The organism is Exiguobacterium sp. s83, from assembly GCF_018617095.1.
GTDB lineage: Bacteria > Bacillota > Bacilli > Exiguobacteriales > Exiguobacteriaceae > Exiguobacterium > Exiguobacterium profundum.
The window spans coordinates 992,445-1,017,591 of the sequence record NZ_JACSJP010000001.1 but is presented as its reverse complement, the minus strand read 5'-3'; the positions used below and the strand labels follow the sequence as shown (position 1 = coordinate 1,017,591).

32 protein-coding genes are annotated in these 25,147 nt (G+C 48.0%); 25 read left to right on the top strand and 7 right to left on the bottom strand.

The window, feature by feature from the left end; all coding sequences use genetic code 11:
• Positions 1-9: 9 nt before the first annotated feature.
• Positions 10-201: a YtzI protein gene (ytzI, locus tag KNO73_RS05270; protein ID WP_214812905.1), complete on the bottom strand. Its 192-nt coding sequence runs from the start codon at positions 199-201 to the stop codon at positions 10-12.
• Between the two features lie 144 nt (positions 202-345).
• Between ytzI and KNO73_RS05265 the strand changes: the two genes are divergently transcribed.
• Positions 346-1,458, top strand: a complete 1,113-nt coding sequence (locus KNO73_RS05265) for a PP2C family protein-serine/threonine phosphatase (protein WP_215112185.1) — start codon at positions 346-348, stop codon at positions 1,456-1,458.
• Positions 1,459-1,495: 37 nt separating this feature from the next.
• Here the strand turns inward: KNO73_RS05265 and KNO73_RS05260 are convergent, their stop codons facing one another.
• On the bottom strand, positions 1,496-2,431 hold the full coding sequence (locus KNO73_RS05260) for a magnesium transporter CorA family protein (RefSeq protein WP_078147071.1): 936 nt from the start codon (positions 2,429-2,431) through the stop codon (positions 1,496-1,498).
• Between the two features lie 156 nt (positions 2,432-2,587).
• Between KNO73_RS05260 and KNO73_RS05255 the strand changes: the two genes are divergently transcribed.
• Complete coding sequence (locus tag KNO73_RS05255; RefSeq protein ID WP_240499878.1) at positions 2,588-2,950, top strand: Hpt domain-containing protein; 363 nt, start codon at positions 2,588-2,590, stop codon at positions 2,948-2,950.
• Positions 2,951-2,985: 35 nt separating this feature from the next.
• Here the strand turns inward: KNO73_RS05255 and KNO73_RS05250 are convergent, their stop codons facing one another.
• A complete protein-coding gene (locus tag KNO73_RS05250; RefSeq protein WP_078147069.1) occupies positions 2,986-3,867 on the bottom strand; it encodes a chemotaxis protein CheV in 882 nt (293 codons plus the stop codon).
• A gap of 222 nt (positions 3,868-4,089) precedes the next feature.
• Here KNO73_RS05250 and KNO73_RS05245 point away from each other — a divergent pair, with 222 nt between their 5' ends.
• The 9 genes from KNO73_RS05245 (at position 4,090) to KNO73_RS05205 (ending at position 12,384) form a co-directional block, all read left to right on the top strand.
• Entirely contained in the window at positions 4,090-5,526 is a 1,437-nt protein-coding gene (locus KNO73_RS05245) for an NADP-dependent glyceraldehyde-3-phosphate dehydrogenase (protein WP_215112184.1), read from the top strand.
• Positions 5,527-5,634: 108 nt separating this feature from the next.
• Positions 5,635-6,609 (top strand): MBL fold metallo-hydrolase, encoded by a 975-nt coding sequence (locus tag KNO73_RS05240; RefSeq protein ID WP_078147067.1) that lies wholly within the window; start codon positions 5,635-5,637, stop codon positions 6,607-6,609.
• Positions 6,606-7,349, top strand: a complete 744-nt coding sequence (locus KNO73_RS05235; protein ID WP_215112183.1) for an SDR family NAD(P)-dependent oxidoreductase — start codon at positions 6,606-6,608, stop codon at positions 7,347-7,349. The genes KNO73_RS05240 and KNO73_RS05235 overlap by 4 nt, the downstream gene beginning before the upstream one ends.
• A 14-nt stretch (positions 7,350-7,363) precedes the next feature.
• Positions 7,364-8,539, top strand: a complete 1,176-nt coding sequence (locus tag KNO73_RS05230) for an ABC transporter substrate-binding protein (RefSeq protein ID WP_215112182.1) — start codon at positions 7,364-7,366, stop codon at positions 8,537-8,539.
• Entirely contained in the window at positions 8,526-9,299 is a 774-nt protein-coding gene (locus KNO73_RS05225) for an ABC transporter permease subunit (protein ID WP_078147065.1), read from the top strand. Before KNO73_RS05230 ends, KNO73_RS05225 begins: the two co-directional genes overlap by 14 nt.
• Positions 9,296-10,003 carry an ABC transporter permease subunit gene (locus tag KNO73_RS05220; protein WP_215112181.1) on the top strand — a complete coding sequence of 236 codons (708 nt, stop codon included), beginning with the start codon at positions 9,296-9,298 and terminating at the stop codon, positions 10,001-10,003. The genes KNO73_RS05225 and KNO73_RS05220 overlap by 4 nt, the downstream gene beginning before the upstream one ends.
• On the top strand, positions 10,000-10,878 hold the full coding sequence (locus tag KNO73_RS05215; RefSeq protein ID WP_078147063.1) for an ABC transporter ATP-binding protein: 879 nt from the start codon (positions 10,000-10,002) through the stop codon (positions 10,876-10,878). The genes KNO73_RS05220 and KNO73_RS05215 overlap by 4 nt, the downstream gene beginning before the upstream one ends.
• 1 nt (position 10,879) lies before the next feature.
• Positions 10,880-11,461: a CDP-alcohol phosphatidyltransferase family protein gene (locus KNO73_RS05210; RefSeq protein ID WP_012726514.1), complete on the top strand. Its 582-nt coding sequence runs from the start codon at positions 10,880-10,882 to the stop codon at positions 11,459-11,461.
• A complete protein-coding gene (locus tag KNO73_RS05205; protein ID WP_214757386.1) occupies positions 11,458-12,384 on the top strand; it encodes an NAD(P)/FAD-dependent oxidoreductase in 927 nt (308 codons plus the stop codon). The genes KNO73_RS05210 and KNO73_RS05205 overlap by 4 nt, the downstream gene beginning before the upstream one ends.
• Before the next feature lie 16 nt (positions 12,385-12,400).
• On the opposite strand, the gene KNO73_RS05200 is transcribed toward KNO73_RS05205, so the two are convergent.
• Positions 12,401-12,754, bottom strand: coding sequence for a hypothetical protein (locus KNO73_RS05200; RefSeq protein ID WP_214757384.1), 354 nt, complete (start codon positions 12,752-12,754; stop codon positions 12,401-12,403).
• A 101-nt stretch (positions 12,755-12,855) separates the two neighbouring features.
• A complete protein-coding gene (locus KNO73_RS05195) occupies positions 12,856-13,170 on the bottom strand; it encodes a thioredoxin family protein (RefSeq protein ID WP_012726511.1) in 315 nt (104 codons plus the stop codon).
• Positions 13,171-13,293: 123 nt separating this feature from the next.
• Between KNO73_RS05195 and KNO73_RS05190 the strand changes: the two genes are divergently transcribed.
• Positions 13,294-13,842 (top strand): PadR family transcriptional regulator, encoded by a 549-nt coding sequence (locus KNO73_RS05190; RefSeq protein WP_082131999.1) that lies wholly within the window; start codon positions 13,294-13,296, stop codon positions 13,840-13,842.
• Positions 13,843-13,847: 5 nt separating this feature from the next.
• On the opposite strand, the gene KNO73_RS05185 is transcribed toward KNO73_RS05190, so the two are convergent.
• On the bottom strand, positions 13,848-14,678 hold the full coding sequence (locus KNO73_RS05185) for an aldo/keto reductase (protein WP_215112180.1): 831 nt from the start codon (positions 14,676-14,678) through the stop codon (positions 13,848-13,850).
• A gap of 72 nt (positions 14,679-14,750) precedes the next feature.
• On the opposite strand from KNO73_RS05185, the gene KNO73_RS05180 reads away from it, so the two are divergent.
• From KNO73_RS05180 to KNO73_RS05140, 9 genes are all read left to right on the top strand, one after another.
• Entirely contained in the window at positions 14,751-15,281 is a 531-nt protein-coding gene (locus KNO73_RS05180; RefSeq protein WP_215112179.1) for an NUDIX domain-containing protein, read from the top strand.
• Positions 15,282-15,393: 112 nt separating this feature from the next.
• Complete coding sequence (gene fur / locus KNO73_RS05175; protein WP_012726507.1) at positions 15,394-15,873, top strand: ferric iron uptake transcriptional regulator; 480 nt, start codon at positions 15,394-15,396, stop codon at positions 15,871-15,873.
• A gap of 258 nt (positions 15,874-16,131) precedes the next feature.
• The gene (xerD, locus tag KNO73_RS05170; RefSeq protein WP_214686909.1) at positions 16,132-17,016 is read left to right on the top strand and encodes a site-specific tyrosine recombinase XerD; all 885 of its coding nucleotides are present in this window, start codon (positions 16,132-16,134) and stop codon (positions 17,014-17,016) included.
• A 23-nt stretch (positions 17,017-17,039) separates the two neighbouring features.
• Complete coding sequence (deoB, locus tag KNO73_RS05165) at positions 17,040-18,206, top strand: phosphopentomutase (protein WP_215112178.1); 1,167 nt, start codon at positions 17,040-17,042, stop codon at positions 18,204-18,206.
• Between the two features lie 13 nt (positions 18,207-18,219).
• Entirely contained in the window at positions 18,220-19,029 is an 810-nt protein-coding gene (locus tag KNO73_RS05160) for a purine-nucleoside phosphorylase (RefSeq protein WP_215112177.1), read from the top strand.
• Positions 19,030-19,056: 27 nt separating this feature from the next.
• Positions 19,057-20,358, top strand: coding sequence for a pyrimidine-nucleoside phosphorylase (locus KNO73_RS05155; protein ID WP_215112176.1), 1,302 nt, complete (start codon positions 19,057-19,059; stop codon positions 20,356-20,358).
• A 114-nt stretch (positions 20,359-20,472) separates the two neighbouring features.
• Positions 20,473-20,913 (top strand): peptidylprolyl isomerase, encoded by a 441-nt coding sequence (locus KNO73_RS05150; protein ID WP_074033238.1) that lies wholly within the window; start codon positions 20,473-20,475, stop codon positions 20,911-20,913.
• Between the two features lie 89 nt (positions 20,914-21,002).
• Entirely contained in the window at positions 21,003-21,359 is a 357-nt protein-coding gene (locus KNO73_RS05145) for a GCN5 family acetyltransferase (protein WP_215112175.1), read from the top strand.
• Positions 21,360-21,450: 91 nt separating this feature from the next.
• Entirely contained in the window at positions 21,451-21,729 is a 279-nt protein-coding gene (locus tag KNO73_RS05140; protein WP_215112174.1) for a hypothetical protein, read from the top strand.
• Positions 21,730-21,760: 31 nt separating this feature from the next.
• Here the strand turns inward: KNO73_RS05140 and KNO73_RS05135 are convergent, their stop codons facing one another.
• Positions 21,761-22,228 carry a DUF309 domain-containing protein gene (locus tag KNO73_RS05135; protein ID WP_215112173.1) on the bottom strand — a complete coding sequence of 156 codons (468 nt, stop codon included), beginning with the start codon at positions 22,226-22,228 and terminating at the stop codon, positions 21,761-21,763.
• Between the two features lie 83 nt (positions 22,229-22,311).
• Here KNO73_RS05135 and KNO73_RS05130 point away from each other — a divergent pair, with 83 nt between their 5' ends.
• The 4 genes from KNO73_RS05130 (at position 22,312) to resA (ending at position 25,131) form a co-directional block, all read left to right on the top strand.
• A complete protein-coding gene (locus tag KNO73_RS05130) occupies positions 22,312-23,079 on the top strand; it encodes a segregation/condensation protein A (RefSeq protein WP_215112386.1) in 768 nt (255 codons plus the stop codon).
• Positions 23,057-23,650 carry an SMC-Scp complex subunit ScpB gene (gene scpB, locus KNO73_RS05125; protein WP_041917904.1) on the top strand — a complete coding sequence of 198 codons (594 nt, stop codon included), beginning with the start codon at positions 23,057-23,059 and terminating at the stop codon, positions 23,648-23,650. Before KNO73_RS05130 ends, scpB begins: the two co-directional genes overlap by 23 nt.
• Positions 23,651-23,654: 4 nt before the next feature.
• Positions 23,655-24,413, top strand: a complete 759-nt coding sequence (locus tag KNO73_RS05120; protein ID WP_012726494.1) for a pseudouridine synthase — start codon at positions 23,655-23,657, stop codon at positions 24,411-24,413.
• A 136-nt stretch (positions 24,414-24,549) separates the two neighbouring features.
• The gene (gene resA, locus KNO73_RS05115; protein ID WP_214730584.1) at positions 24,550-25,131 is read left to right on the top strand and encodes a thiol-disulfide oxidoreductase ResA; all 582 of its coding nucleotides are present in this window, start codon (positions 24,550-24,552) and stop codon (positions 25,129-25,131) included.
• Positions 25,132-25,147 lie beyond the last annotated feature (16 nt).

Sequence of the window (25,147 nt, the reverse complement as noted above, 5' to 3'; positions counted from 1 at the left end):
GGTCGCGCATTAGAGCGGCCCTTCTTTCTTGTCAGTCTTGTCTCTTTTCTTGTCGTCTTCAATGCGACGATTGATTTCGTCATAGTCGAGGACGATGTCATCTTTATTGTCTTTATAGGCGTATCCTTTTTGGATGACGACGATGGATGCGATGAGGACGAGTAAGATGATTAAACCGCTGACGGCAAATATCCAGACCATATGAACCCCTCACTTTCTTTCTTCAGTATGCCAAACAATGGACAGGTTCTTCAACTAGAATGAACAGACGGTTATGTCGTGTGTGAATGAAAAGATATGGTACAATACGATATAGATTAATACGTAAAGAAGGAAGGGATAGTCATGGCGATTTTGATTGTGGACGATGAACCGGTCAATACGCTCGTACTCGAGCAACTGCTTCACCAGCACGACTATGAGACGGTATCGGTCTCGAGCGGGGAAGAAGCGCTCGACTTACTGATGGCCCCACAAGCTGCATCGCTGTATGATCTCGTCCTGTTGGATGTCGAAATGCCTGGAATTTCAGGAATCGAGACGTGCAAGCGGATTCGGCAGATGGCTGACTTTGAAGAGTTGCCGGTCATCATGGTATCCGGACGAACGGAAGAGAAGCAGATTGCCGAGGGGCTCGACGCGGAGGCGTCAGATTACACGACCAAACCGATCAAAATAACAGAATTACTTGCAAGAATCCGTTCTGCTCTCCGTTATAAGGCGGCTGTTGATGAACGGAAAATTTATGAGGCCCGTCTTCAGTATGATTTGGACCTCGCCCAGAAGATTCAACAAAGCGCGCTTACGCCACAAATCAGTAATGAAGAGATTGATGTTCGGGCGCTCTATCTGCCTTCTAAAAAATTGGCTGGGGACATGTACGCATGGTTTCAGGTCGCTCCGGACCGATACGGGGTCATCATCTTTGATGTCATGGGACACGGGGTCTCATCGGCGCTCATCACGATGGGGATCCGTTCCATCCTACCGGGGCTTGTCGGGAACGTGCAGTACCCGGTAGACGTCATGACGGAGTTGAACCGTCAGATGACGTTCCTCTTCTCTGGTGACGATATGCACAGCTACTTCACGGCGGTCTATTGCTACATCGACACGACAAAGCGTCGAATCGAATATGTGAATGCAGGCCATCCCCCTGTGATCGTGACGTCAGAAGAAGGAAACTGTCGTCTTGAGACGACAGGGGTACCAGTCGGTATGTTCGAGGAACCGAATTATGAGTCGAAAGAGATTGACATCACACCGAATATGACGCTTCACATGTATACGGATGGACTCATGGAGTGTTACAGCAAAGATATCGATGATGGGATTCGCTGGCTAGAGAAGGACGTTTCCACATACGGTTTGGACTATAGTCGTCACGTCGCTGAACAGCTTGTGCCAAAGATTGAGATTGAAGACGACCTGTGTCTCGTCACGGTCAAAATCACATGAAGAGAGCCTGACGCAACGTGCGTCAGGCTCTTTTTTGCTAGAAATATCGCTTTCGCCAAAGGATATAGAAGGCGAGACCGGAAAATCCAATCATCATCGTGATGGCCATGATGAATCCGAACGGTTGTCCTTCCCATGGAACTTGAACGTTCATCCCGAAAATTCCAGATATCATTGTCGGGATACTGAGGACAATCGTGATGGATGCCAAGAATTTCATGACGAAGTTGACGTTGTTCGAAATGATGGATCCGAATGCTTCCATCTTGATGCTGATGATGTCGTTATAAATCGATGCCATTTCCATCGCTTGACGGTGTTCGACAAAAACGTCTTCGAGTAGTTCTTCGTCCTCTTCATGCTTCTCCAAACTCGGTGTCTTGACGATGCGGTCTAAGACGCTATCGTTCGCTTTTAAAGAGGTCATGAAGTAGACGAGAGATTTTTGAAGGTTCATCAACTGGAAAATCTCTTGGTTTCGCATCGAACGCTGCAACTCTTGCTCGAGTTCGTCCATTCTTCGGTCGATTTGGCGCAAGAAACGCAAATACGTCATACTCACCCGATGTAAAATCTGAAAGACGAAGCGACTTCGGTAGTTCGTTCGGAACAGTCTTGCCTTTCCGTTAGCGAACAAATTCAACACGTCGAGATCTCGCGAGCAGACGGTGATGAAATGTCGTCCGGTCACGATGATACCGAGCGGGATGGTATTATACGTGCGACCTGTATCATCTTCCTCCACATACGGAACGTCGATGATCATGAGAAGTCCTTCATCATCTTTTTCAAAACGTGGTTTCTCTTCAATATCAAGTGGGTCATATACAAAGTCTTCTGGAATGCCGGACGCCTCGATGACTTGATCGGCCTCATCTTTTGTCGGATTCACGAGTTGAATCCAGCTTCCTTTATCAAAGTCTTCGATTTCACCCACATGGCCTGATGCGTCAGTACGGTAAATCGTCAGCATGCATCTTCCTCCTACCTTAACTCAATCTTATTATAGGTAGCCAAAATGAAGAGTGCAATCCAAAGCAGGAGATTTTTTGTTTTCTCCCGAAAACGTGTTACAGTGAGTATGAACGATTGGAATATCGTTTATTGAGGAGGGGTTACATTGACTAGAATGCCCGAAGACGCTCTGTTCAATGAAGAAAAACTAGCAGAGCTCCACCAAATCGCAAACGGAAACATGGATTTTTTAAATAAAATTGCAACCACATATATCCAGCAGTTGGAGGCGAAGTATCCTGAACTGCAATCGGCAGTCGAGGCGAAAGACTATTCTCGTGTCGAGCAACTCGCCCATTTATTAAAAGGGGCCTCCTATTCAGTTGGTCTAGAACAGACGGCCCTTCTTTTCCACGACCTCGAAGTGGCTGGAGAAAACGCACATCTAGACGGAGCGAACGAAACGTTGGCAACCATCGAATCGCATAGTAAGCGATTTTTAAGCGAGTGGAATACGCATTTCGAACAATTCACATAAAAAAGTTTGCGACCGAGATGTCGCAAACTTTTTTATTATCCTACAAATTCATCAAGCGTCGCAATCAACATTCCGATTTCCGGTTTCGTGATTTGAGCGTTCGCACCGACGGCTTCCCCTTTATGTTTCAAGTCATCCGAGATGAGTGACGAGAAGATGATGATTGGAAGCGTTGCATAGCGGTCCATCTCACGGAGGCGCTTCGTCAAATGAAGTCCATCCATCTGTGGCATCTCAATGTCGGTGATGAGGAGGTCGCATTCGACGTCTTCTTGTTCAAACGCATCGAGTGCCTCTTTCCCGTTATTGAAGACTGTTGTATTGAAGTATCCCGCGTCATCCAACGTGTCGAGAATCAGTGTGCGGAGCATCTCTGAATCTTCAGCAATCCAAATATTCTTGTTCGAGCGCTCACGAGCACCGAGTCGCTTCACAGATTCGCGAGCCATGATGTCTTTACGTGACAATTCGAGCGCGATTCGCTCGTAGTCGAGCAAGATGATCATCTGGTCACCTGTTTTGACAACACCGTTCGTGATGCCTTGAACGCCACGTGCGAGATCGGACGGCGTGTCAATCTGCTCCCAAGAGATGCGTTTAATCTCGGTTACCTGGTCGACCCGAAGAACCGACTTCTCACCGTTGAACTCGCAGACAATCAAACGATCATCACTTCCGACTTCACGTGGATGGCTGATGACCATCGGAAGATCGATCACGGTCATGACCTCACCGCGCAACTCGATTAACCCCATGATGGCTTCCGGTGTACCTGGGAGTGGCGTCAATGGAAGCATCGTGATAATTTCACGTACTTTCATGACATTGATGCCGAACAAGAACGGTCCAGCTTGGAAAATCACGATTTCAAGTTCGTTCGTTCCTGCTTCAAGTAAAATATTATGATCAGTGCTCAATGGTAGTCCCTCCTATTTCACGTACTCTCATCTTTACTATCGGTATCCGATCGATAAATCTACAGTAAAAATAGTGTCAACTCTCATCAGAATTCACAAAAAGTTTCATAGTAACCGTTTACATCTCATAAACTGAATCGTTATAGTTGTCCAATGGAAAAAAATCTGCATACAATGGGGTTGGCAACGAGATATTACAGCTTACTCAGGAGGCAGATAGAGATGTTGAGTATGAACACATATCCATATTTATTGAATGGTCAATGGCAGGAATCTTCAAGCAACGAAACGATTGAACTCGTTTCACCATATAAAGACGAAGTCGTAGGTCGCGTTCAAGCGATGTCACGCGATGAAGTCGATGAAGCCATCCATGGCGCAAAACGTGCACAACAAGAATGGGCGGCGCTTCCGGTCAACAAGCGCGCTGAATTGTTGTACGCATGGGCAGAAAAACTCGAAGAACGCGTGGATGAGATTGGTCAAATCATCATGCAAGAAGTCGGGAAAAACTTGAACGACGCGAAGAAGGAAGTCGTGCGGACGGCGGAAATCATTCGTTATACGGCAGAAGAAGGAATTCGCTTCAATGGCGGCTTCATGCAAGGCGATTCATTCCCAGGTGGCTCGAAAAACAAGATGGCCATCATCAAGAAAGAAGCGCTCGGTGTCGTCCTCGCGATTTCACCGTTCAACTACCCGGTAAACTTGGCAGCTGCTAAGATTGCGCCGGCGCTCGTCACAGGAAATGCGGTAGTCTTCAAACCAGCAACGCAAGGTGCAATCAGTGGGATCAAGATGGTCGAGGCTCTTCACGATGCCGGTCTTCCAAAAGGTCTGTTGAACCTCGTGACAGGTCGCGGTTCGGTCATCGGTGACTACTTGACATCACATCCAGGGATCGACATGATCACGTTCACAGGTGGAACGGGTACGGGTCAACATTTGTCACAACAAGCGTCGATGGTACCGGTCGTACTCGAACTCGGCGGGAAAGACCCAGCCCTCGTTTTAGAGGATGCAGACTTGACGTTAGCAGCTGACCAAATTGTCAGCGGAGCGTTCTCATATTCAGGTCAACGTTGTACAGCAATCAAGCGCGTCTTCGTCCTTGAAAATCAAGCGGATGAGCTCGTCGATATGTTGAGAGAACGTGTCGCAAAACTTTCAGTCGGTTCACCGGAAGAGAACAGCTTCATCGTTCCTTTAGTTGATGCGAAGACGACGGATTATGTACAGGGTTTGATTGACGACGCCGTCACTAAAAAAGCAACGGTCGTTTACGGTAATAAGCGTGAAGGAAACTTGCTTCACCCGACATTGCTTGATCATGTGACGACAGATATGCGTGTCGCATGGGAAGAACCGTTCGGACCGGTCCTCCCGGTCATCCGTGTGAAATCACTCGACGAGATGATCACACTCACGAATGAATCGGAGTTTGGTCTTCAGGCGAGCGTCTTCACACAAAACGTCAATAGCGCCTTCACGGTCGCTGATAAGTTAGAAGTCGGTACGGTCCAAGTGAACGGACGGACAGAACGCGGTCCAGACCACTTCCCATTCATCGGTGTCAAGCAATCGGGACTCGGCGTTCAAGGAATCGGACGTAGCCTTGAGACGATGACACGTGATAAAGTGACGGTCATCAACCTATAATATGGATCATTCATGAGGGAGAGACATCTCCCTCTTTTTTGTTTGATTGAAAACGCATCTTTCAGACGGGTATAATGGAGAAAGACAGGAAGAAGGGGTGGTGATGACGTGGCGGACTGGATTTCTAGCCAACTGGCAAGACTCGATATCCCGACACCGTTCGAAGTCGGGAACGTGAACGTATATATCGTTGAACATATGAACCGCTTCTTCATGGTCGATTGTGGACCAGACACAGAAGAGGCGTGGACCTCGTTGAACCGTCAACTTGAAGAGCTTGAACTCTCGTTGGCGGATATCGACTTTTTATTTTTGACACATCATCATGCTGATCATGCCGGACAAGCATGGCGTCTTCGCGACGCATCCATCCCCGTGTACGGGCATGAAAAGCTCGTTCGATACTTAGAGCAAACCCCAAACTTTTTGAAGCGTGGTAATCACTTTTTACATGAATTGGCCATCTCTTTCGGGGCCCCGGCTCCACTCGTGGAAAAATTACCAGACTATCGCGAAGCGCTTCGCTGGATTGGTCCGACGACTGTCACGATGACGTTCGGGGACGGGCAAGCATTGACCTCGGATGGGGCGTGGCAGACAATCCATTTACCTGGACACGCCAGTGACCAGCTCGGGTTGATTGGTCCCGGAGGAGTCTTGATTGCCGGAGATCACCTCATCGACAAGGTCGAACCAAATCCGCTCATCGAACAGCCGTATGATGACGAAGGATTTGCATCACCCGTCATTCTCTATATCGATTCGCTTAAAAAATTACGTGGGATTGATTTAAAGCTCGTCGTCAGTGGACACGGTGAACCGATTCACCATCCGAATGATTTAATCGAGAGTCGAATTCGCCAACGGTATGAGCGCAGTGAACAATTGCTTGCCGAATGGGAAGATGGACTTAGCGTTTTTGATTGGTCAATGAAGTTATATGGACGAAAGATGCGACGTGGGATGCCGCTCGTCTTCAGTGAAGTGTTTGCACGACTCAGTTTACTCGAGGAACGTGGCGACATCGAGAGACGTCGAGATGATCAAAAATGGATTTATACGAAGAAAGAAGTGATGTCGTGAAAAGAGTAGTCATTACTGGTGCGTCAAGCGGGCTCGGTGCCGCATTGGCGCATTCTTTTTATGAATATGGATACAACGTATTGTTGATTGGAAGAAATGAAGAACGGTTAAAAAAGATTGCCGCAACATGTGAAGGGGATTGGATGTGCGCGGATGTCGCAAAGTCAACCGCTCTCGTTCATGATGTGAACGAACGGTTCGGGAAATTTGACGTATGGGTCAACAATGCAGGCATGGCCGAATTTGATTTTGTGACCGATCAGTCGACGGATGTGATAGAAGAAACGATGCGTGTGAACGCTCTCGCACCGATGCTGTTATCGCGAGATGTCGCCCGAGTGATGGAGCGAGAGGGTACCATCGTCAACATCTGTTCACAGGCTGCGAAAGTACCGACACCTAAGTCAGCCGTCTACGCAGGGTCAAAGGCGGCACTTTTACAGTTTTCGAACGCGCTCAGGCTAGAGTTGAAGCCCCGTGGCATTCACGTCATGACGGTCAATCCAGGACCGATTGCAACGCCGTTCTTTAATCGAGCTGATAAAAGTGGTACATATGCTGAAAGTGTTCAAAGGATCATGCTTGACCCGAAACGATTGGCTGATGCGATTGTCAGAGGAAGTCGTAAGCGAAAACGTGAAATCAATGCGCCGTGGTGGATGAACGTAGGGGCGAATGTGTATGCAATCTGTCCAACCATGTTCGAAATACTCGCAAAAAGGGGATTTGAGAAAAAGTAAAAAGGGGGATTAAGATGAGGAAATGGAGAGTACTGCTCGCAACTGTCATGCTCACATTCGTGGCAGCGTGTGGGAGTGAACAGGCAGTTGAGTTTTCGGACTCGTTTGAAAAAGCAGCAACAACGGCAGAAGGGTCGACCGTCAACCTATATATGTGGGGTGGGGACGAGGGCATCAATAGCTACATCGATGACTACGTGGCACCTCGCCTCGAGGAATCTTACAATGTCGAATTGAACCGTGTCGCAATGGATACGGCCGAATTCATCCGACAATTATCACTCGATAAAAAAGCGGACAGACAAGTCGGGACGATTGATGCCGTCTGGATCAATGGCGATAATTTCCGAAATGCGAAAGAGGCTGGTCTTCTTCGAGACGGACTGATGGAACGTGTCCCGAACGCCGAGTTATTAAACGAAACGGCCCAGCAATCAGATGCCGGCACCCCGACAGAGGACTTGGAGCTCGCATGGGGGAATGTACAATTCATCATGCATTACGATGCTTCGAAAGTGGACAATCCTCCTCAATCGTTTGAAGAATTACGTCGCTGGACTGAAGACAATCCAGGTCGATTCACGTATCCTGAAGTCACAGATTTCACCGGGAATGCCTTCGTCCGCCATCTATTGTATGCACGATACGGTGACGAGTTGGACCAAAAAGCGACCATTGAGGATTCGTTCTGGGATGACTTGAAAGCGTGGTCTCCGAATTTGTGGAAAGACGGACAAACGTATCCAAAGACGCTCGAACAACTCGATCAGCTCTATGCATCGGGAGAAGTTTGGATGACGATGGGATTCAACGAACGTCGAGCCGAGGCGGAAGTGACGGAAGGGATCTTCCCGAAAGAGACACGCGCGCTCGTCCTCGATCACTCCATTGCCTCGACACACTTTTTAGCAGTCCCATTCAATGCCCCGAATCCAGATGGGGCGTTAGTCCTTCTTCAAGAACTGTTGTCTCCTGAAGCACAGCTTGTCAAACAGGGACCAGAATATTGGGGAGACGGCACATCACTCGACTTAACGAAGCTTGACGTGAATGACCAACGAGCGTTTGAAGAATTAGGGGAGGGTGTCACGTACCCAGATTCGGAGCAGTTGCTCGAACGTTCGATCCCGGATTATGGACCGAACGTGATTGACACCGTCCGCGAGGAGTGGCCACGTGTTACGAAGTAGTGTCGCAGTGACGATCATGGTGTCGCTTCTTCCGCTCACTGCCCTCGTCTTTCTCGCCATAGAGTCAACGGGAACGGATTGGGGCTCGCTTTTAACAAATGAGACGTGGCGCGATAGTTTCGTCACGACGCTTTATGTCGTCAGCGTATCGACTGGTCTATCGCTTGTAATCGGGACGTGGCTTGCAAGAACGGTCGTCCAAAAAGGTTGGCGTTTCCTATCATCTGTACTCCGACTTCCGATGTTTGTCCCTCACATTGCCGCTGCATACCTGTTTTGGTTATTGTTCACCGGAACGAACGGCATCGGATGGATTGAGGCGAACGAACGAAACTATGTCACGGTCATCCTGACCTATATATGGAAGGAGACACCGTTCGTCTTTTTAATGATGCTCGGGACATATGAGCAATTGAATCGGGGTTACGTCGAGATGGCCAAGACGCTCCAACTCTCTCCGTTTGACCAGTTCAAACATGGGGAGTTGCCGTTTCTGATGAAACCATTACTCGATTCGGCATGGATACTAATCGCCTTTATCTCGTTCGCATACGAGGTCCCGGCATTGCTCGGCGTGACTTACCCGAAACTCATCGGTGTCCTCGCGTATGAACGACTGTCGACTGGACTCTATTTGGAGGCGACAGAGCCTTATGCGGTCGCCCTCGTCTGGACATGTCTTGTCGGAATCGGCGTATTCCTTTCTTACGTATTGACCGCATCCATACGACGACGAATTGAACGTGGGGTGAGACGATGATTCGACAAGGGATTCTCATCTGTTTGACGTTCATACCGTTTATCAGCCTCTTCTTCGTAGTCCCGACATTTGAAATCGAGAACAACATGGCAATCGTTCATACGATAGGATTGATTGTGATTTTATCTGGGATCAATGTATGGCTCTCGATGATGTGTGCCTGGTGGCTATTGTGGACAGATTCTAGATGGAAACATGTCATCGAATGGCTCGTCTTTTTACCATTGTTCATTCCGATGCTGGCAACATTGTTTGGCCTCTATCTGATCTTGGCGGAAGCTGGTCTGATTGGGACGTATGTCGGCGTCACCCTTGCCCTGCTCGTCGTGACGATTCCCTATTCAATCCGCCTCGCCTACAACGGAATGGCGGTCATCGGTCGACCACTTTTGGAACAAGCTCGGATTCTGCCATCGAGACGGCGAGTCATGTACGTGCTGTATCCGCTCTTTTCTAGATTGATGCGGACCATCGCGTTGTTCACGACCGTCATTTTGCTCAGTCAATTCGCGCTGATTCAATTGATTGGTGCAGGATTGATTTCGACCGTGACGACAGAATTGTATCAATCTTATGCGGGAAACAATCGTGGTCTCGCTCTCTCGAACACATGGATGCTCATCCTATTCCCCGTTCTCCTCTATTTTCTGCTCTCAGGATGGGATCGGTATATGGTGCGTATGCTGAAAGGACGTCTTCAATGAGTTTGAATGTACAAAATCTATATAAACAATTTGGAACGAAACAAATACTAAATGGTGTCGACTTCGAGGTTAAACCTCACGACATTCACGCAATCATCGGTGTGAGTGGTTCAGGGAAATCGACGATTCTACGAATCATCGCAGGTCTTGAGTCGACTGACAGCGGCGACGTGAAATGGAATCACCGTTCTTTAATCCCTATCCCTGCGCATAAACGGCGCGTGACGATGCTATCGCAAACGGCATTATTGTTCCCACATTTGACAGTCGGAGAGAATGTCACGCTCGTGACCCGAGAACGTTCTCGTAAGCAGGCGGAACATTGGTTACGAGTCGTTCAACTCGGTGACCGATATGATGCCGAGATACATGAACTGTCTGGTGGCGAACAACAACGGGTCAGTCTTGCCCGAGCTTTAGCGGCTGAACCAGAACTACTGTTATTAGATGAACCCTTTACAAACCTTGATCCGAAACTCAAGCTCGACTTGCAGCGTTTTATCCGGGACTTAGTGAAAGAACTCAACTTGACGGCGGTATTGGTCACTCATGATCGGGAAGAAGCGATGCTCATGGCAGACCAGGTGACGCTGATTGATGAAGGCAAGGTGACACGTACGGGGACGGTTGCGGAGTTATACGATACGGCCCCTGGATTCGGTGACTTTGTCATGCTCGATGGAGAACTGCGACCGTTGTCTGAAGTGGAGGTATCCGAAGCGACTGGTGTGTCGGTTCAGTTGATGAAGAAAATTTATCGATTCGGTCAATGTTTCGGGGAATATCAGTTCAAGGATGGACGATCCGTCATGTTACCGACGTGTGAAACGTACCAAACTGGAATGATTTATCGAATTAAACGAAAGGAGGAATAGTATGCTCGATACATACGGAAGTCGTTACGTTCAACCGGTCATCGAGCGTGGAGCGAATCGATTGCTCAAATGGAATTTCACGCCGAACGAAGTGACAGTACTTGGAGGAATCATCGGAATCTCGACCGGAATCTTTATCTATAATGATATGCACTGGACTGCCGTCATCTTACTGTGGCTATCTGGCTTGTTTGATGTTTTAGATGGGACGATGGCTCGAAAGTCGAAAACGAGTGGGTTTGGAACGGTGCTTGACCTCGTCTTGGACCGATTCGTCGAATTGTCGGTCGTGATTGCCCTTGCCCTTCGTTACCCGGAATATATGCCTATTTTTCTCATTCTGATTGCTTCATTTGTGATCGCCATGACACTGTTCCTAGCTGTCGGTGCGAGTAGTTCAAAGCGCTCAGAGAAGACGTTTTACTATCAGCCAGGAATTATCGAGCGAACAGAGTGTTTCATTTTGTTCACGTTGATGATTCTCTTCCCGAACTGGGTCGGCGGGATTGCTCTTATCTTTTTATTGCTTGAAGTCATGACAATCACACAACGATTCATTGAGGCACGGAGGATTTTGCGATGAAACCGAAGTTGGTGTTGGCCGGACTTGGACACGGACAGCTAGAAATTCTCGATCGTATTGAGGAGATATGCAAACATTATGATGTTCGCTTCATCGGAGACTGCCAGACGATTTATACAGGTGCGTTTCCACAAGTGATTGCCGGGCTCATGGATTCAGCTACGGTCCGATCACCTCAACTAGAGCCGGTCGCAAAGCGGGTGCTCTCGATTGACCCGATTCAGCAGACGGTTCAAACAGAAAACGGAATGTTTGAATACGATCAACTCGTTTTAGCCACCGGTGCGAAAAGTCGGGGAATCGGCACGCCACTTAAACCGATGTCACAAGCTTTACTCGACCAAATCGAATCGAGTTCACAAGTGACCATCGTCGGAGGCGGGAAGGCCGGCGTAGAATTGGCGTTCACGTGTGCTCGTACAAAGAATGTGACGCTGTATGCAAAAGAGATATTACCAGACGTCTCGGTCCATACTAGAAAGCACATCGAGCGATTGTTAGTCAGAACAGGGGTCATGGTCGTCAAACAGGCGTATCATGCAGACGCATCGGAAGGGCTCTTATTGGATGCGACGGGGGTTGTTCCCGTGGGATGGTGGGCCGAATCAGGGCTTGCAAAACCTGAGAGTTTTATAGAGGTAGACAAATATTTACGTCATCATCATTTTACAAATATATATGTAACAGGAGATATGGCATCCTCCTTAAATGGAGGCGTCGATGCTGTTAGGTCAGGGCGCTATGTCGGCAAACGGTTACTTAAGGAAACAAGTCGACCATTTCGGAGACGTCAATCGATGAATATCTTACTAACGACACCAGGGCGCGCCTTGCTGACCTATGGATGGTTTACATGGCATGGTCGGATTCCATATTATATGAAGCGCTCGATTGACTCGCGGTATGTTCGGCATTACAAGTAGTTGGGGGTTCGAACCGTTATTCGCTTAAAAGATGGCCAATCACGTCGTTCGATTTCGGTTCAACGAGTACTTGTGGAATCTCGACCGTGCGCTGTGGATCAGGGGGGAACGTGACGAGCCAGGCACGTGTTCCTTCAAAACGTGAATCAATTAAGTCATAACGATTATCGACTATGATGGATTGAATCGTAGCTTGTCTCCCGTTTTCATCGGCAGGTAGCCAATCCATACTGTTGAGATAGGTCACTGCACTTTTGATGATTGCCGTTTCTTCATCAGATTGTATGGATGGTGAGGTAGATGGTTGTATGCAGCCGACCAACATCATGATGGTGAAACAGAGTGGGGTGAAGAGGCGTATAAGCATCATGTTCATTCCCCTTTCTTATTTGGTTATTTCTTACAGTATAATTGAGGATGACAGAGGTGTGTGCAAAAATTCCTGCAGTCGAATGGGCTGCAGGAATCAGGTCATGCTTGGATCGTATCGAGGAATGAACGGATTTGCATCTCCGTCTTGGCGTTCGCCGAGTGGAGGTGTTCTTGTTTTACCCCGTCTTTATAATAAAGAAGTGAAGGGATGCCGCGAACTTCTTGCGCATCAGATAGTTCTGGGAGTTCGTCGCGGTCGACGACGTGCCAGTTAAATTGTGGATAGTCTTTGACGAGCTCATCGACATACATGTCTAGACGTTTACAGTCCGGGCACCATGATGTAGTGAAGACCACCATTCCGTGATCTTTTGTGGCTTCGTCAAATTGTTGTGATGAATGAATCGGTTGCATAGACAACTCTCCTTTCTTCTATCTATTTTGTCGGGTTTTTAACGGGTCGTCAACAGATTGGCATTCTCGAAACCGTTTGAGAATGTGATACACTAATAAAAATAGCATGAGAAGGAAAAGGTGATGGATATGGCGTTACGTCACGCATTGCTCGGGTTATTGACCCATCAGCCTGCGACCGGGTATGCCTTGAACGCGACGTTCAAGGCACAGATGATTCATTTTTGGAACGCCCATCATACACAGATTTATCGGGAACTGTTAAAGATGGAAGAAGAAGCACTCGTTTCGGCGGAACATGTCTCACAACAGGAGTTGCCAGACAAAAAAATCTACTCCATCACGGATCAAGGACGTGAGGAGTTAATCAATTGGTTACGTCAACCAACGTCGTTCCAACCGAAAATGAAGGATGAAAACCTCCTGCGTGTCAGTCTGCTTCAATTGTTGCCGGTTGAAGAAGCGGTCCGATATATCGAAGAGACAAAGGCACACCATGAGCAGGTCGCACAACAGATTCGACTATTTCAAGAAGAACATCAATCGGACGAGGATACACTTGGCTATTTGCTGACGAGCGAGTATGCGATCCGAATGATGGAGAACTATGCCGGATGGGCGGATTGGGCGATCGAACAGATTCAAGCACGCAACGAAAAACACGTGACCTGAGCGGATCAGGTCACGTGTTTTGTGTATGGGTGAACCGGTAAACGAGCGAGTAAGCGATCAAGCACTTCATCATCGGTTTTGGTCTCAAATGAACGAATCGTTTCGTTCAATTGCTTGACTGAAGAGGCGCCTGGTAAGACGACGTCACAGAACCGTTTTGCAGCTTCGAGTGCATAGGCTTGAATCGGTGTCGGCATCATCGCCAATTCACTTGCGAGGTCCTCTTTTCGCCACGCCTCAAATCCCTTATCTCCAAGACGCGTCTCCCATTCATCCGTTAATAGGCCTTTGGCAAGAACCCCTCGGCCAACGATGGGGATCGAGACGTCGAGCGTCTCTGCCCGGCGGTCGAGTAGTGAATACGGCGTCATGAGAACATCGAGTGCACCGGATTTGACCCAATGGTTGATGACGTTCGGTCGAATCGACGAGAGTCCGATTTGTCGAATCAGACCGTCTCGTTTTTGTTTTTGTGCCCATTCGATCGTTGCGTCGAGGTCATCCTCGAGCGTGCCGCCATGTATATAATATAAATCCAGATAATCGGTTTTCAATCGCTCGAGCGATCCGTGCAATGCTTGCTCTAAATAGGACGGATCAGGATTCCAACGCATGCCCTCCTCAGTTAGTTCATTCCCACCTTTACTCGCCAAAAATAAGTGTTGTCGCTCTTGACCCAACGTTTCCCCAATCACACGCTCGACAGCTTGGCGTTCATAGACGTCTGCCGTATCGATATGGCGAATTCCCGATTGAATAGCTGTTTCTAAGATATTCTTCGCCTCTTTTTCCCCCTGTTTCAAAATCGTCATCGTTCCGAGTCCGAGTTCACTCATTTGGATTCCTCCTTGTTCGAAATGTAGGTTTGACTCATAATCAGAGTATATCGAAAAGTGAGGAGTAATCATATGGAAGAAAAAACGATTGAGCGGGAAGTCATCTATAAAGGCAAGATTTTCGATGTGGAAAAGCATGTCGTCTCCCTTCCGAATGGAAACACGTCTGTGCGAGAACTCGTCTATCACAATGGAGCCGTCGCTGTGCTCGTCATCGATGAATCGGACAACATCGTCATGGTAGAGCAGTATCGAAAAGCGTTTGAATCGATGTCGCTTGAAATCCCAGCAGGCAAACTTGAAAAAGGGGAAGAACCGGTATCGAGTGCCGAACGTGAGTTGGCTGAAGAGACCGGATATACGGCGGAGTCGCTCGAAAAGATTTTTTCTTTCTACGGAGCCCCGGGTTTTTGCAGTGAGCGAGTCGATGTGTTTGTCGCGAAAGGATTATCAGCGGGCGAGATGAACCTTGACGAAGATGAGTTTTTAAATGTGGAACGATATTCTTTTGAAGAGGCGGTTGATTTGTTAGACAGAGGTGTCATCACCGATGCGAAGACAATCATGGCGATTCAATGGTGGCAATTGTCTAGATTAAAATAATTCTAATCTGAAATTTTATATGGTAAACTTACATAGTAATGATTTTAAATTGAAAATTGATTAAAACTTCGGTATGCTTTGTGTAGTGAACTATGTAAAGAGGGGGCGCCTTATGGAAACGCGAATTGAACGAATTAAACAGCAATTGAGCGCCAAAGGATATAAATTGACACCGCAACGTGAATCGACGGTTCGCATCTTACTTGAGAATGAGAGTGACCATTTGAGTGCCGAGAACGTCTTTATGCTCGTCAAGAGCATCGCACCAGAGATTGGACTCGCCACGGTATATCGCACACTTGAGTTATTGACTGAACTCGGTGTTGTCGACAAAGTCAACTTCGGTGACGGGGTCGCACGCTTTGACTTGCGCCCAGAAGGAGCGAATCATTCGCACCACCATCTCGTCTGTGTCGAATGCGGATCGGTCGAGGAAATCATGGAAGACTTGCTCGTCGATGTTGAGAAAAAAGTCGAGAGTAAATACGAATTTTTGATTAAAGACCATCGCTTGACGTTTCACGGCATCTGTAAAGTATGCCAAGCAAAAGGCGTCACGCTTGAAGGTCATAAAGCAGTCATCAACGGTTAATGCAGAAAGGACAGACGACCCCAACAGGTCATCTGTCCTTTTTCAATGTGTGATAGATCGCTCATATATTTAAGTCGCTTGTAGTATATCGCTTTTCATTTAAACATGCCAGAAAAATAAGAATTCTGAGATGTATCTTCGACACGTAAACGTTCACAAAAAAGTGAATAAAAAATGAGGTCAGACATCTTCACAACGGTTTACATAAATGATATGCTGTAAGCGTATTCAGGTGAAACGAGGAAGGAGGAGGGTATGATGCGTTCGCATATCGAGTCATTTCTTCAGTACATGACGGTTGAAAAGCGGATGTCCGCCAACACGAGACAGGCGTATGCGAGCGATTTGACGCAATACGCATCGACCTTAAACCAGTTGGGCGTGGAAGATTGGAACGACGTGACACGTTCTCATATCGTAAAGCATATCGAAGAACTGTCACAGGCGGGACGTGCTTCGTCCTCTTTGAGACGAGCTGTCAGTTCAATCCGGATGTTCCATCATCATCTCAAAATGACGGGGGTCACGACAACCGATCCATCTCTGTATCTAGAGACACCGAAAGCAGAAAAGCAACTTCCGGACACGTGGTCGCAACAGGAAGTCGAGCGTCTCTTAGATAGCGTCCCGACATCCGACCCGCTCTCACTACGGGACCGTGCGATGCTCGAGTTGCTATACGGGACCGGAATGCGGGTCAGTGAACTTTTAGGTCTTGATTTGGATGATTTGCAGTTCGAATTGGGGTATCTACAATGTGAAGGGAAAGGCGAGCGCGCACGAATCATTCCGGTTTCGTCGGTCGCGCAAGGGTTTGTTGAGCGATATATTCAACAAGCTCGTAACGGACTTGGCGGCAGAGAGACCGAAGCGCTCTTTTTAAACGGCCGAGGAGGACGGCTCAGTCGTCAAGGATTTTGGAAGATGATCAAACGACGTGCCAAGCTTGCCGGAATTGATAAGGAGATCACACCTCACGTTCTCCGTCATTCCTTTGCGACACACTTACTCGAGAACGGCGCAGACTTACGTGCCATTCAACAAATGCTCGGTCATGCGGATTTAGCGACGACGCAAGTGTATACACACGTCAATAAGTCGCGTCTACATGATGTGTATCGCAAGCATCACCCTCGTGCCTAGACATTGAAAAGGAGGAATTTTTTGTGAAGAAGTTTAAACGTATTTTTTTAGTGGTCATGGACTCGGTCGGTATCGGTGAAGCACCGGATGCTGAACAGTTCGGTGACAAAGGGGCGGATACGCTCGGACATATCGCTCGTGAACATAACGGATTGCACATGCCGAACATGGGGAAACTCGGACTCGCGAACATTAAACCGATTCAAGGAATCGACGTGTCGGAGACGCCGAGCGCGTATGGTCGTATGGAAGAAATTTCGGCTGGTAAAGACACGATGACAGGGCACTGGGAAATCATGGGTCTTCATATCGAGACGCCGTTCCGTGTCTTTGAAGAGTTCCCGGACGATTTGATTCATCGTCTAGAAGAGTTCAGTGGTCGAAAAATCATCGGAAATAAGCCGGCATCAGGTACGGCCATCTTGGATGAACTCGGTGAAGAACATGTCGAGACGGGCGCATTGATTGTCTATACATCAGCGGATTCAGTCCTTCAAATCGCAGCACACGAAGAGATTGTGCCGATTGATGAATTGTATCGCATCTGCGAATACGCACGTGAAATCACACGTGAAGACCCGTACATGCTCGGACGAATCATTGCTCGCCCGTTCCTTGGGACACCAGGAGCATGGGTACGTACGGCGAACCGTCACGACTACGCACTGAAACCATTCGGCAAGACCGTCATGAACACGCTCGAGGAAGCTGGGAAAGACGTCATCGCATTAGGGAAGATCAGCGACATATACGATGGTGAAGGCGTGACAAAAGCGGTCCGCACGAAATCGAACATGGACGGCATGGACAAATTGGTCGAGTCGCTCGAGGAAGATTTCGAAGGACTCTGCTTCTTGAATTTAGTTGACTTCGACGCATTATTCGGTCATCGCCGTGACCCGGAAGGCTATGCGGTCGCGCTTGAAGAGTACGACGCTCGCCTACCGGAAGTGATGGAGCGTCTTCGTGAAGATGACCTACTCATCATCACGGCTGACCACGGAAATGATCCTGTTCATGCTGGGACAGACCACACGCGTGAATACGTTCCGCTCATCGTTCATCACAAGGGAGCGAAGGCAGTCGATTTGGGTATTCGCGGAACATTCGCGGACATCGGGGCGACCGTCGCTGACAACTTTGACGTCGCGGCACCATCACACGGAAAGAGTTTCTTAAACGAAATTTGAGGAGGCAATATTCATGGTAAATTGGAACGAAACAAAAGCGTTTTTGCAGGAGCGTATGGGCGGTACACCAGAAATCGGACTCATTCTAGGTTCGGGACTTGGAGTCCTCGCGGACGAGATTGAGAACCCGGTAGCGATTCCTTATGAGGAGATTCCACACTTCCCGGTATCGACTGTCGAAGGACATGCGGGTCAACTCGTGTTCGGTGAGCTCGAAGGGAAACGAGTCGTCGCCATGCAAGGACGGTTCCACTTCTATGAAGGATACTCGATGGAACAAGTGACGTTCCCTGTACGTGTCCTTAAATTGATCGGTGTCGAGACTCTCATCGTCACAAACGCGGCAGGAGCGTGTAACGAGTCATTCAACCCAGGCGACTTGATGATCATCACAGATCATATCAACTTCTTCGGTACGAGCCCGCTCATCGGTAAGAACGCGAGTGAATTCGGAACACGTTTCCCTGACATGTCAGAAGCGTACGATAAAGAGCTCGTGAAATTGACCGAACGCGTCGCGTCAGACCTTGGACTTTCTGTACAGAAAGGGGTTTACTTCGGAAACACAGGTCCTACCTACGAAACACCGGCTGAAGTCAAAATGGCCCGTCTTCTTGGGGGAGACGTCGTCGGGATGTCGACCGTTCCAGAAGTCATCGTCGCGCGTCATTCGGATATGCGTGTCCTCGGGATTTCGTGTGTCTCAAACATGGCGGCTGGGATTTTAGATCAACCACTCAACCATGAAGAAGTCATCGAAACGACAGAGCGCGTTCGTCAAGACTTCCTCTCTCTCGTACGTGGCACGATTAAAAGCATGTAAGTAACTTAATTTAGGAGGACGACAGTTATGCGTATGGTCGATTTGATTTTAAAGAAACGTAACGGTGGAGAATTGAACGAAGAGGAGATTCGCTTCGTTGTCGAAGGTTTCACGAACGAATCAATCCCTGACTATCAAATGTCGGCCTTATCGATGGCCATCTACTTCAACGGGATGACTGAAAACGAGACGGCTGCCTTGACGATGGAAATGGTAAAGTCGGGAGATACAATCGATCTTTCCAACATCGAAGGGAAAAAAGTCGACAAGCACTCAACGGGCGGCGTCGGGGACAAGATCAGCTTGATCGTGGCACCACTCGTCGCGTCGATCGGCATCCCCGTCGCGAAGATGAGTGGTCGCGGTCTCGGTCACACAGGTGGTACGATCGATAAGCTCGAATCATTCCCAGGGTTCAACGTAGAATTGACGGAAGAGCAGTTCACGAAACAAGTAAACGATATCAAAATGTCGATCATCGGGCAGACAGGGAACTTGACGCCTGCGGATAAGCGCTTGTACGCGCTCCGCGACGTCACGGCTACGGTCGAATCGATCCCGCTCATCGCAAGTTCAATCATGTCGAAGAAGATTGCAGCTGGAGCGGACAGTATCGTTCTTGACGTCAAGACAGGTTCTGGCGCGTTCATGAAATCGTTTGATGATGCGAAAGCCCTCGCGGAAGAGATGGTCGCAATCGGGAAGAACGTCGGTCGTAAGACGGTCGCTGTCATCACAGACATGGACCAACCGCTCGGCTTTGAAATCGGAAACGCGAACGAAGTAAAAGAAGCAATTGAAGTTCTTTCAGGTAAAGAAGTCGAAGATTTGAAAACAATCGCGCTCACGATTGCAGGTCATATGGCTGTCCTTGGTGATTTCTATCCAACGTTTGACGAAGCATATGCAGACCTTGAAAAACGAATTGCTGACGGTCACGCCCTCGAGGTGTTCCGTAAGTTCGTCGAAGCGCAAGGTGGCGACGCATCACTCGTCGATGACGTGACGAAATTACCACAAGCTTCATACGAGACGACATTCGTCGCAAAAGAAGCAGGTTATGTTGAGTCGATCATCGCAGACGAAGTCGGTGTCGCAGCGATGCTTCTCGGTGCAGGGCGCGCGACAAAAGAAGACAAGATCGACTTCGCGGCGGGCATTACGCTCGAGAAGAAAGTTGGCGACCGTGTCGAGGCGGGCGATGTGATTGCTGTGCTCCGCTCGAACATGGAAGACATGTCTTCGGCTGTCGAACGTTTAGACCATGCGTATACGATCGGTGCAACGAAACCAGAGGCACGTCCACTCGTTCACGCAGTGATTCAATAAGGCAGAACGTCTGTTTCCACAAAAAAGTGGAGACAGACGTGTTTTTTTGATAAGATGGGTAATGTGAGTGTCAAACAACAGGATACATATTATGAAAAAGGGGTTGCTTGAAACATGAAAAAAGGTTCTATGAAACTTGAAAATGGCGAAATGATTGAATTTGATTTATTCCACAACGAGGCACCGATCACGGTCGAAAACTTCGAAAAACTTGCGAACAGCGGGTTCTACAACGGATTAACATTCCACCGTGTCATTCCTGGATTCGTCAGCCAAGGCGGTTGCCCGGATGGTACTGGAATGGGTGGCGCTGGTTATACGATTCCATGTGAGACATCGACTTCATTCCCACACAAACACGAAGCGGGATCACTCTCGATGGCACACGCAGGACGTAACACAGGGTCTTCACAGTTCTTCATCGTCCATGAGCCACAACCGCATTTGGATGGCGTCCATACAGTTTTCGGTAAAGTGACATCTGGTCTTGAACATGCCGTCAAACTTCGTCAAGGAACGAAGATGGCAGAAGTGAAGGTTTGGGACGAGAATTGATTTTTGCCTGAAGGGTATGGCACAATGAACCATGTCTCTCACGTCTTCACATCGTGAAACTTGAATGACTAAAGGTGGTGAACCCAGCGATGCTGGTCAAATATAAACGTTCTTATGAAAAGACGGCGATGGGTCTACTCGCATTCTCATGCAGTGACAAATCACCGCTAAGCTTGCTTGAACTCGTCCGATCGTATGACGAGGAGGAATCGAAGTTCCTCTATTTGTGGAAAGTCGGTGAAGACTTCGTTGGTATCATTGGTATGGAGCAACAAGGGACGAGAATGGTCATCGACCATATCGCCTTGTCGCCATCATTCCGTGGCGAGAAACGTTCTTACGAGCTTCTAGACGAGGTGAGAAACGTCCTTCCACTTGATTTGACGCTAACCGGTACAGGCAAGACGGGCGATTTATTGGATAAATGGAATCAATTAGTCGTCTGACGATAAAAACCCCCCGTAATCACGATTGTGACTACGGGGGTTTTACATATTGCATGGAGTAAATCACAAACCCTTTAAATGAGGTGGATTCATGAATCGAGTAACAATCGATGAACTGATCAATCGATTGGAGCAAGTGCTCAGGCAAGAACGAACGCGAGAAGAAATCTCTGATTGGGCACAACAGTGGATGGAACAGTATGAAAATATAGATGGATTTGATTGGACAGCTTCTGACGAGGTGGTTTGGTCCTGCTTACAAACGATAGTTGGCATGGATTTACTTGAAACCCCTTCTGAATATTTACATGATCGGAGCGATCTCGAGAGTTGGGTGATGGCGTTTAAGAAGTTAAAAAATCATCATTGATCATGAAAAGGAGACTTCTTAAATCTTGACGTCAACTTCTTGCACGTTGCCTTTTTAAAAGTGCCAGCTCTCGTTCCGTGATGACCTCACTCCGATCACGGTGAAGATGCTTATGAACGAGTTCCTCGAACGACAGGTCCGTTGCAGGAAACGTCGATTTCAATGATTCGACCGTGTCACGAACATTCTGTTGTAATGGGAGCTTCGCGCGAAGCGGCCATTCATCAAGTTGCGCGACGAAGGAGTCGACGTCAAGACCGAGTTCATTTAAATAAGGGGAAGCGATGTCGATCTTTTGGCGTAAGAGTCGCAAGCTCTTTTTCGCGCCGATGAGATTGTCTCGTCGTAAATGATAGTGGATGACGGCGTATTGGATGAGTGCCGCATAGCCGTGATGACGACGTCCGTTTGCCTGCCACGCCTCTTCTAATACCTCATGACATTCGAAATAATCGGCATGACATTCAAAAAGCAACGTATAATGAATAAAAGGGGTCATGAATCAATTTTCTCCTTTCGTGTCCACGGTGTTATAAAACATGTTATACTAAAGCGCAAAAATGTAAAATGGCAGGTGTCTCTATGGAAGCCTATAACGTTAAAATTGATACGTTCGAAGGTCCACTCGACCTGTTGCTCCATTTGATTGGAAAAATGGAGATTGATATCGTCGACATTTCCGTGGCAGAAGTCACTGACCAGTATGTCGGCTATATTCGCACGATGCAAAAATTTGAACTCGATGTGGCCAGTGAATACTTGGTCATGGCGGCGACGCTGCTCCAATTGAAGAGCAAACAATTGTTACCGCCAGTTTCGGTCGAGGATGAAGAGGTTCCAGACTTCAGTGAGGAACCGACGCGTGAAGGTCTCATTCGTCAATTGATTGAATACAAAGCATATAAAGAAGCGGTCGTCTTCATGCGTGAACAAGAAGAACACCGGCTTGAATTGTATACGCGACCGGGTGAAGATTTGACGACTTATATGTCTGAAGAGGTGTCTAAGTATGACGGACCACTCAACTTCTCGGATCTTCTCCACGCCTATTCGAAGATGATTGAACGGAAACGTTGGAAAGAACGACGCAAAAAGACGATCAAGCGGGAAGAGCGTACGCTTGAAGAGCAGATGACGCGTCTTCATGAACACGTATCGTCGACGAGACAAACATCGTTTTTCGCCTTTTTTGTTGAGCGACCGAACGTCTCGGATCTCGTCGTGACGTTTATGGCGCTTCTTGAGCTGATCAAGCTACGGATCGTCGTAACAAAACAACTCGACCAAGATATTCAAATCTCATTCATTGAAGCGTCAAAGAAAGGGGATGAAGCGGTTGCTGTCTTATGAGACGATTATTGAAGGATTGCTGTTCGTCGTCGGTGATGAAGGGATGGAAGTACGCGCGCTCGCCGAGACGCTCGATATCTCAGAAGCTGCGGCACGAGAACAGCTCAGTAAGCTGGAGGCATCGTTCAAGTCATCGAACCGACCGTTTCAGCTCATGGAATCGGCAGGTGTCTACAAACTCGTGACCGTTCCGGACGTCTCCCCGTACATTCAGAAATATGTCGGGACGATGGCAGAGCAGGCGCTCTCACGTGCAGCGATGGAGACGCTTGTTATCATCGCCTACAAACAGCCGGTCACACGAGCGGATATCGAAGAGATTCGCGGGGTCAAAGTCGAACGGGTCATCCATACGTTGTTATCAAAAGGATTGATCGAATCGGCTGGCCGCGCGAAGACGATTGGTCGTGCCAAGCTGTATCGTACGACAGAGCACTTCCTCGACCATTTCGGGTTCAACTCGCTCGAAGAATTGCCACCATTAACATTTGAGGATGAACTGACAGACGAAGGCGATTTGTTCTTCGGTCAAGAATCACCGAAGCAAGAAGAAAGATTGGAGAAGGATTAATCATATGGAACGTTTGCAAAAAGTAATCGCACAAGCGGGGGTCGCCTCGCGTCGGAAAGCGGAAGAAATGATATTGGATGGTCGCGTCCGCGTGAACGGAAAAGTCGTCCGTGAACTCGGGACGAAAGTTGGACCGAAGTCAGAGATTGAAGTCGATGGCGTCAAAATCGAACAAGAAGAGCACGTCTACTATTTGCTTTATAAACCGAGTGGCTACGTATCGACGGTCGATGACGACAAAGGACGTAAAGTCATCACAGACCTCGTCCCACCAGGAGCACGGGTATTCCCGGTCGGTCGTCTTGACTACAACACGACGGGTCTCATCATCTTGACGAACGATGGTGAGTTCTCGAACATGATGACACACCCGAAATATAAAATTCAAAAGCGCTATGTGGCAAAAGTGAAGAACATCCCATCTTACTTGGCCATCAAACAGCTTGAGTCTGGTGTCGAACTCGATGACGGATTCAAAACGGGAAGTGCGAAAGTGAAGATGAAATCTGTAGACCAGAAGAAGAACACAGCCATCCTCGAAATCGTCATCTCGGAAGGTCACAATCGTCAAATCCGTCGGATGGTGGAAGCCATTGGTTCAGAGGTCATCAAACTGAAGCGTGAACAGTTCGGTTTCTTGACGCTCGACGGTCTCAATACCGGCGACTGGCGTGAACTTTCACATAAAGAAATCAGTAAGCTTCGGGAACTTGCGAACCCTACCGTTCCACCGAAACCACGAGGCAAAAAGAAGAAAAAATAACAACAAAAAATCGTCCTGAAATAGGATGATTTTTTTGATTGTGTAAATTGTGTGACAAAAAAATGAAAAAAGTCTGTTAATGTGCGTTTTTAATGTTTTTTCAGTACAATAGCAACTGAAGGATGGTGTGAAAACGATGACAAAAGATCAACAAAAAAACGACCGGATGGAACAAGCGGTCGCAAAAAAGAAAAAGAGGTCATTTTGGCGGATGATGATCATGACGGTCGTTCTCTTCGCGGGAGCGGTTACGATCATGCAAACATTCGACCAAGCGGGTAACGATGGACGCATCGAGGCGGGCGACGAGGCACCGAACTTCAAGCTCGTCACACTCGACGGTTCGACCTTGTATGAGCGAGACAACTATGAAGGGAAAGGGATGCTCTTGAACTTCTGGGGTACGTTCTGTGAACCGTGTAAGAAAGAGATGCCGGTCGTACAAGAAAACTATGCGACACTTCAAGACATGGGTGTCGATTTTTGGGCCGTGAACGTCGGAGAGACACCGCTTCGTGTCGATAATTTCATCAACGACCTTGGTGTCGGGCTCGACTATCCGATTTTGATGGATACCCAGAGCGAAGTCGAGGGAGCGTATGGCATTTATAACCTACCCGTCACATTCGTCATCGATGGTGAAGGGAACGTAATTGAAAAGTATGAAGGTGAACTCACGAAAGAGAAATTGATGGAGCTAGCCGAGAAGTCATTGTAAGCGAACGGGGGACGCA

Coding starts and splice junctions, on each gene's coding strand:
- KNO73_RS05150 (WP_074033238.1), top strand. CDS start 20,473: ATGAAAAAAGGTTCTATGAAACTTGAAAATGGCGAAATGATTGAATTT.
- KNO73_RS05145 (WP_215112175.1), top strand. CDS start 21,003: ATGCTGGTCAAATATAAACGTTCTTATGAAAAGACGGCGATGGGTCTA.
- scpB (WP_041917904.1), top strand. CDS start 23,057: ATGAAGCGGTTGCTGTCTTATGAGACGATTATTGAAGGATTGCTGTTC.
- KNO73_RS05200 (WP_214757384.1), bottom strand. CDS start 12,754: ATGATGCTTATACGCCTCTTCACCCCACTCTGTTTCACCATCATGATG.
- KNO73_RS05230 (WP_215112182.1), top strand. CDS start 7,364: ATGAGGAAATGGAGAGTACTGCTCGCAACTGTCATGCTCACATTCGTG.
- KNO73_RS05210 (WP_012726514.1), top strand. CDS start 10,880: ATGCTCGATACATACGGAAGTCGTTACGTTCAACCGGTCATCGAGCGT.
- KNO73_RS05220 (WP_215112181.1), top strand. CDS start 9,296: ATGATTCGACAAGGGATTCTCATCTGTTTGACGTTCATACCGTTTATC.
- KNO73_RS05245 (WP_215112184.1), top strand. CDS start 4,090: ATGTTGAGTATGAACACATATCCATATTTATTGAATGGTCAATGGCAG.
- KNO73_RS05195 (WP_012726511.1), bottom strand. CDS start 13,170: ATGCAACCGATTCATTCATCACAACAATTTGACGAAGCCACAAAAGAT.
- KNO73_RS05120 (WP_012726494.1), top strand. CDS start 23,655: ATGGAACGTTTGCAAAAAGTAATCGCACAAGCGGGGGTCGCCTCGCGT.
- KNO73_RS05130 (WP_215112386.1), top strand. CDS start 22,312: ATGGAAGCCTATAACGTTAAAATTGATACGTTCGAAGGTCCACTCGAC.
- xerD (WP_214686909.1), top strand. CDS start 16,132: ATGCGTTCGCATATCGAGTCATTTCTTCAGTACATGACGGTTGAAAAG.
- KNO73_RS05205 (WP_214757386.1), top strand. CDS start 11,458: ATGAAACCGAAGTTGGTGTTGGCCGGACTTGGACACGGACAGCTAGAA.
- KNO73_RS05155 (WP_215112176.1), top strand. CDS start 19,057: ATGCGTATGGTCGATTTGATTTTAAAGAAACGTAACGGTGGAGAATTG.
- KNO73_RS05260 (WP_078147071.1), bottom strand. CDS start 2,431: ATGCTGACGATTTACCGTACTGACGCATCAGGCCATGTGGGTGAAATC.
- KNO73_RS05255 (WP_240499878.1), top strand. CDS start 2,588: ATGCCCGAAGACGCTCTGTTCAATGAAGAAAAACTAGCAGAGCTCCAC.
- KNO73_RS05180 (WP_215112179.1), top strand. CDS start 14,751: ATGGAAGAAAAAACGATTGAGCGGGAAGTCATCTATAAAGGCAAGATT.
- KNO73_RS05160 (WP_215112177.1), top strand. CDS start 18,220: ATGGTAAATTGGAACGAAACAAAAGCGTTTTTGCAGGAGCGTATGGGC.
- KNO73_RS05185 (WP_215112180.1), bottom strand. CDS start 14,678: ATGAGTGAACTCGGACTCGGAACGATGACGATTTTGAAACAGGGGGAA.
- KNO73_RS05215 (WP_078147063.1), top strand. CDS start 10,000: ATGAGTTTGAATGTACAAAATCTATATAAACAATTTGGAACGAAACAA.
- fur (WP_012726507.1), top strand. CDS start 15,394: ATGGAAACGCGAATTGAACGAATTAAACAGCAATTGAGCGCCAAAGGA.
- KNO73_RS05140 (WP_215112174.1), top strand. CDS start 21,451: ATGAATCGAGTAACAATCGATGAACTGATCAATCGATTGGAGCAAGTG.
- KNO73_RS05135 (WP_215112173.1), bottom strand. CDS start 22,228: ATGACCCCTTTTATTCATTATACGTTGCTTTTTGAATGTCATGCCGAT.
- resA (WP_214730584.1), top strand. CDS start 24,550: ATGACAAAAGATCAACAAAAAAACGACCGGATGGAACAAGCGGTCGCA.
- ytzI (WP_214812905.1), bottom strand. CDS start 201: ATGGTCTGGATATTTGCCGTCAGCGGTTTAATCATCTTACTCGTCCTC.
- KNO73_RS05265 (WP_215112185.1), top strand. CDS start 346: ATGGCGATTTTGATTGTGGACGATGAACCGGTCAATACGCTCGTACTC.
- KNO73_RS05190 (WP_082131999.1), top strand. CDS start 13,294: ATGGATATGGCGTTACGTCACGCATTGCTCGGGTTATTGACCCATCAG.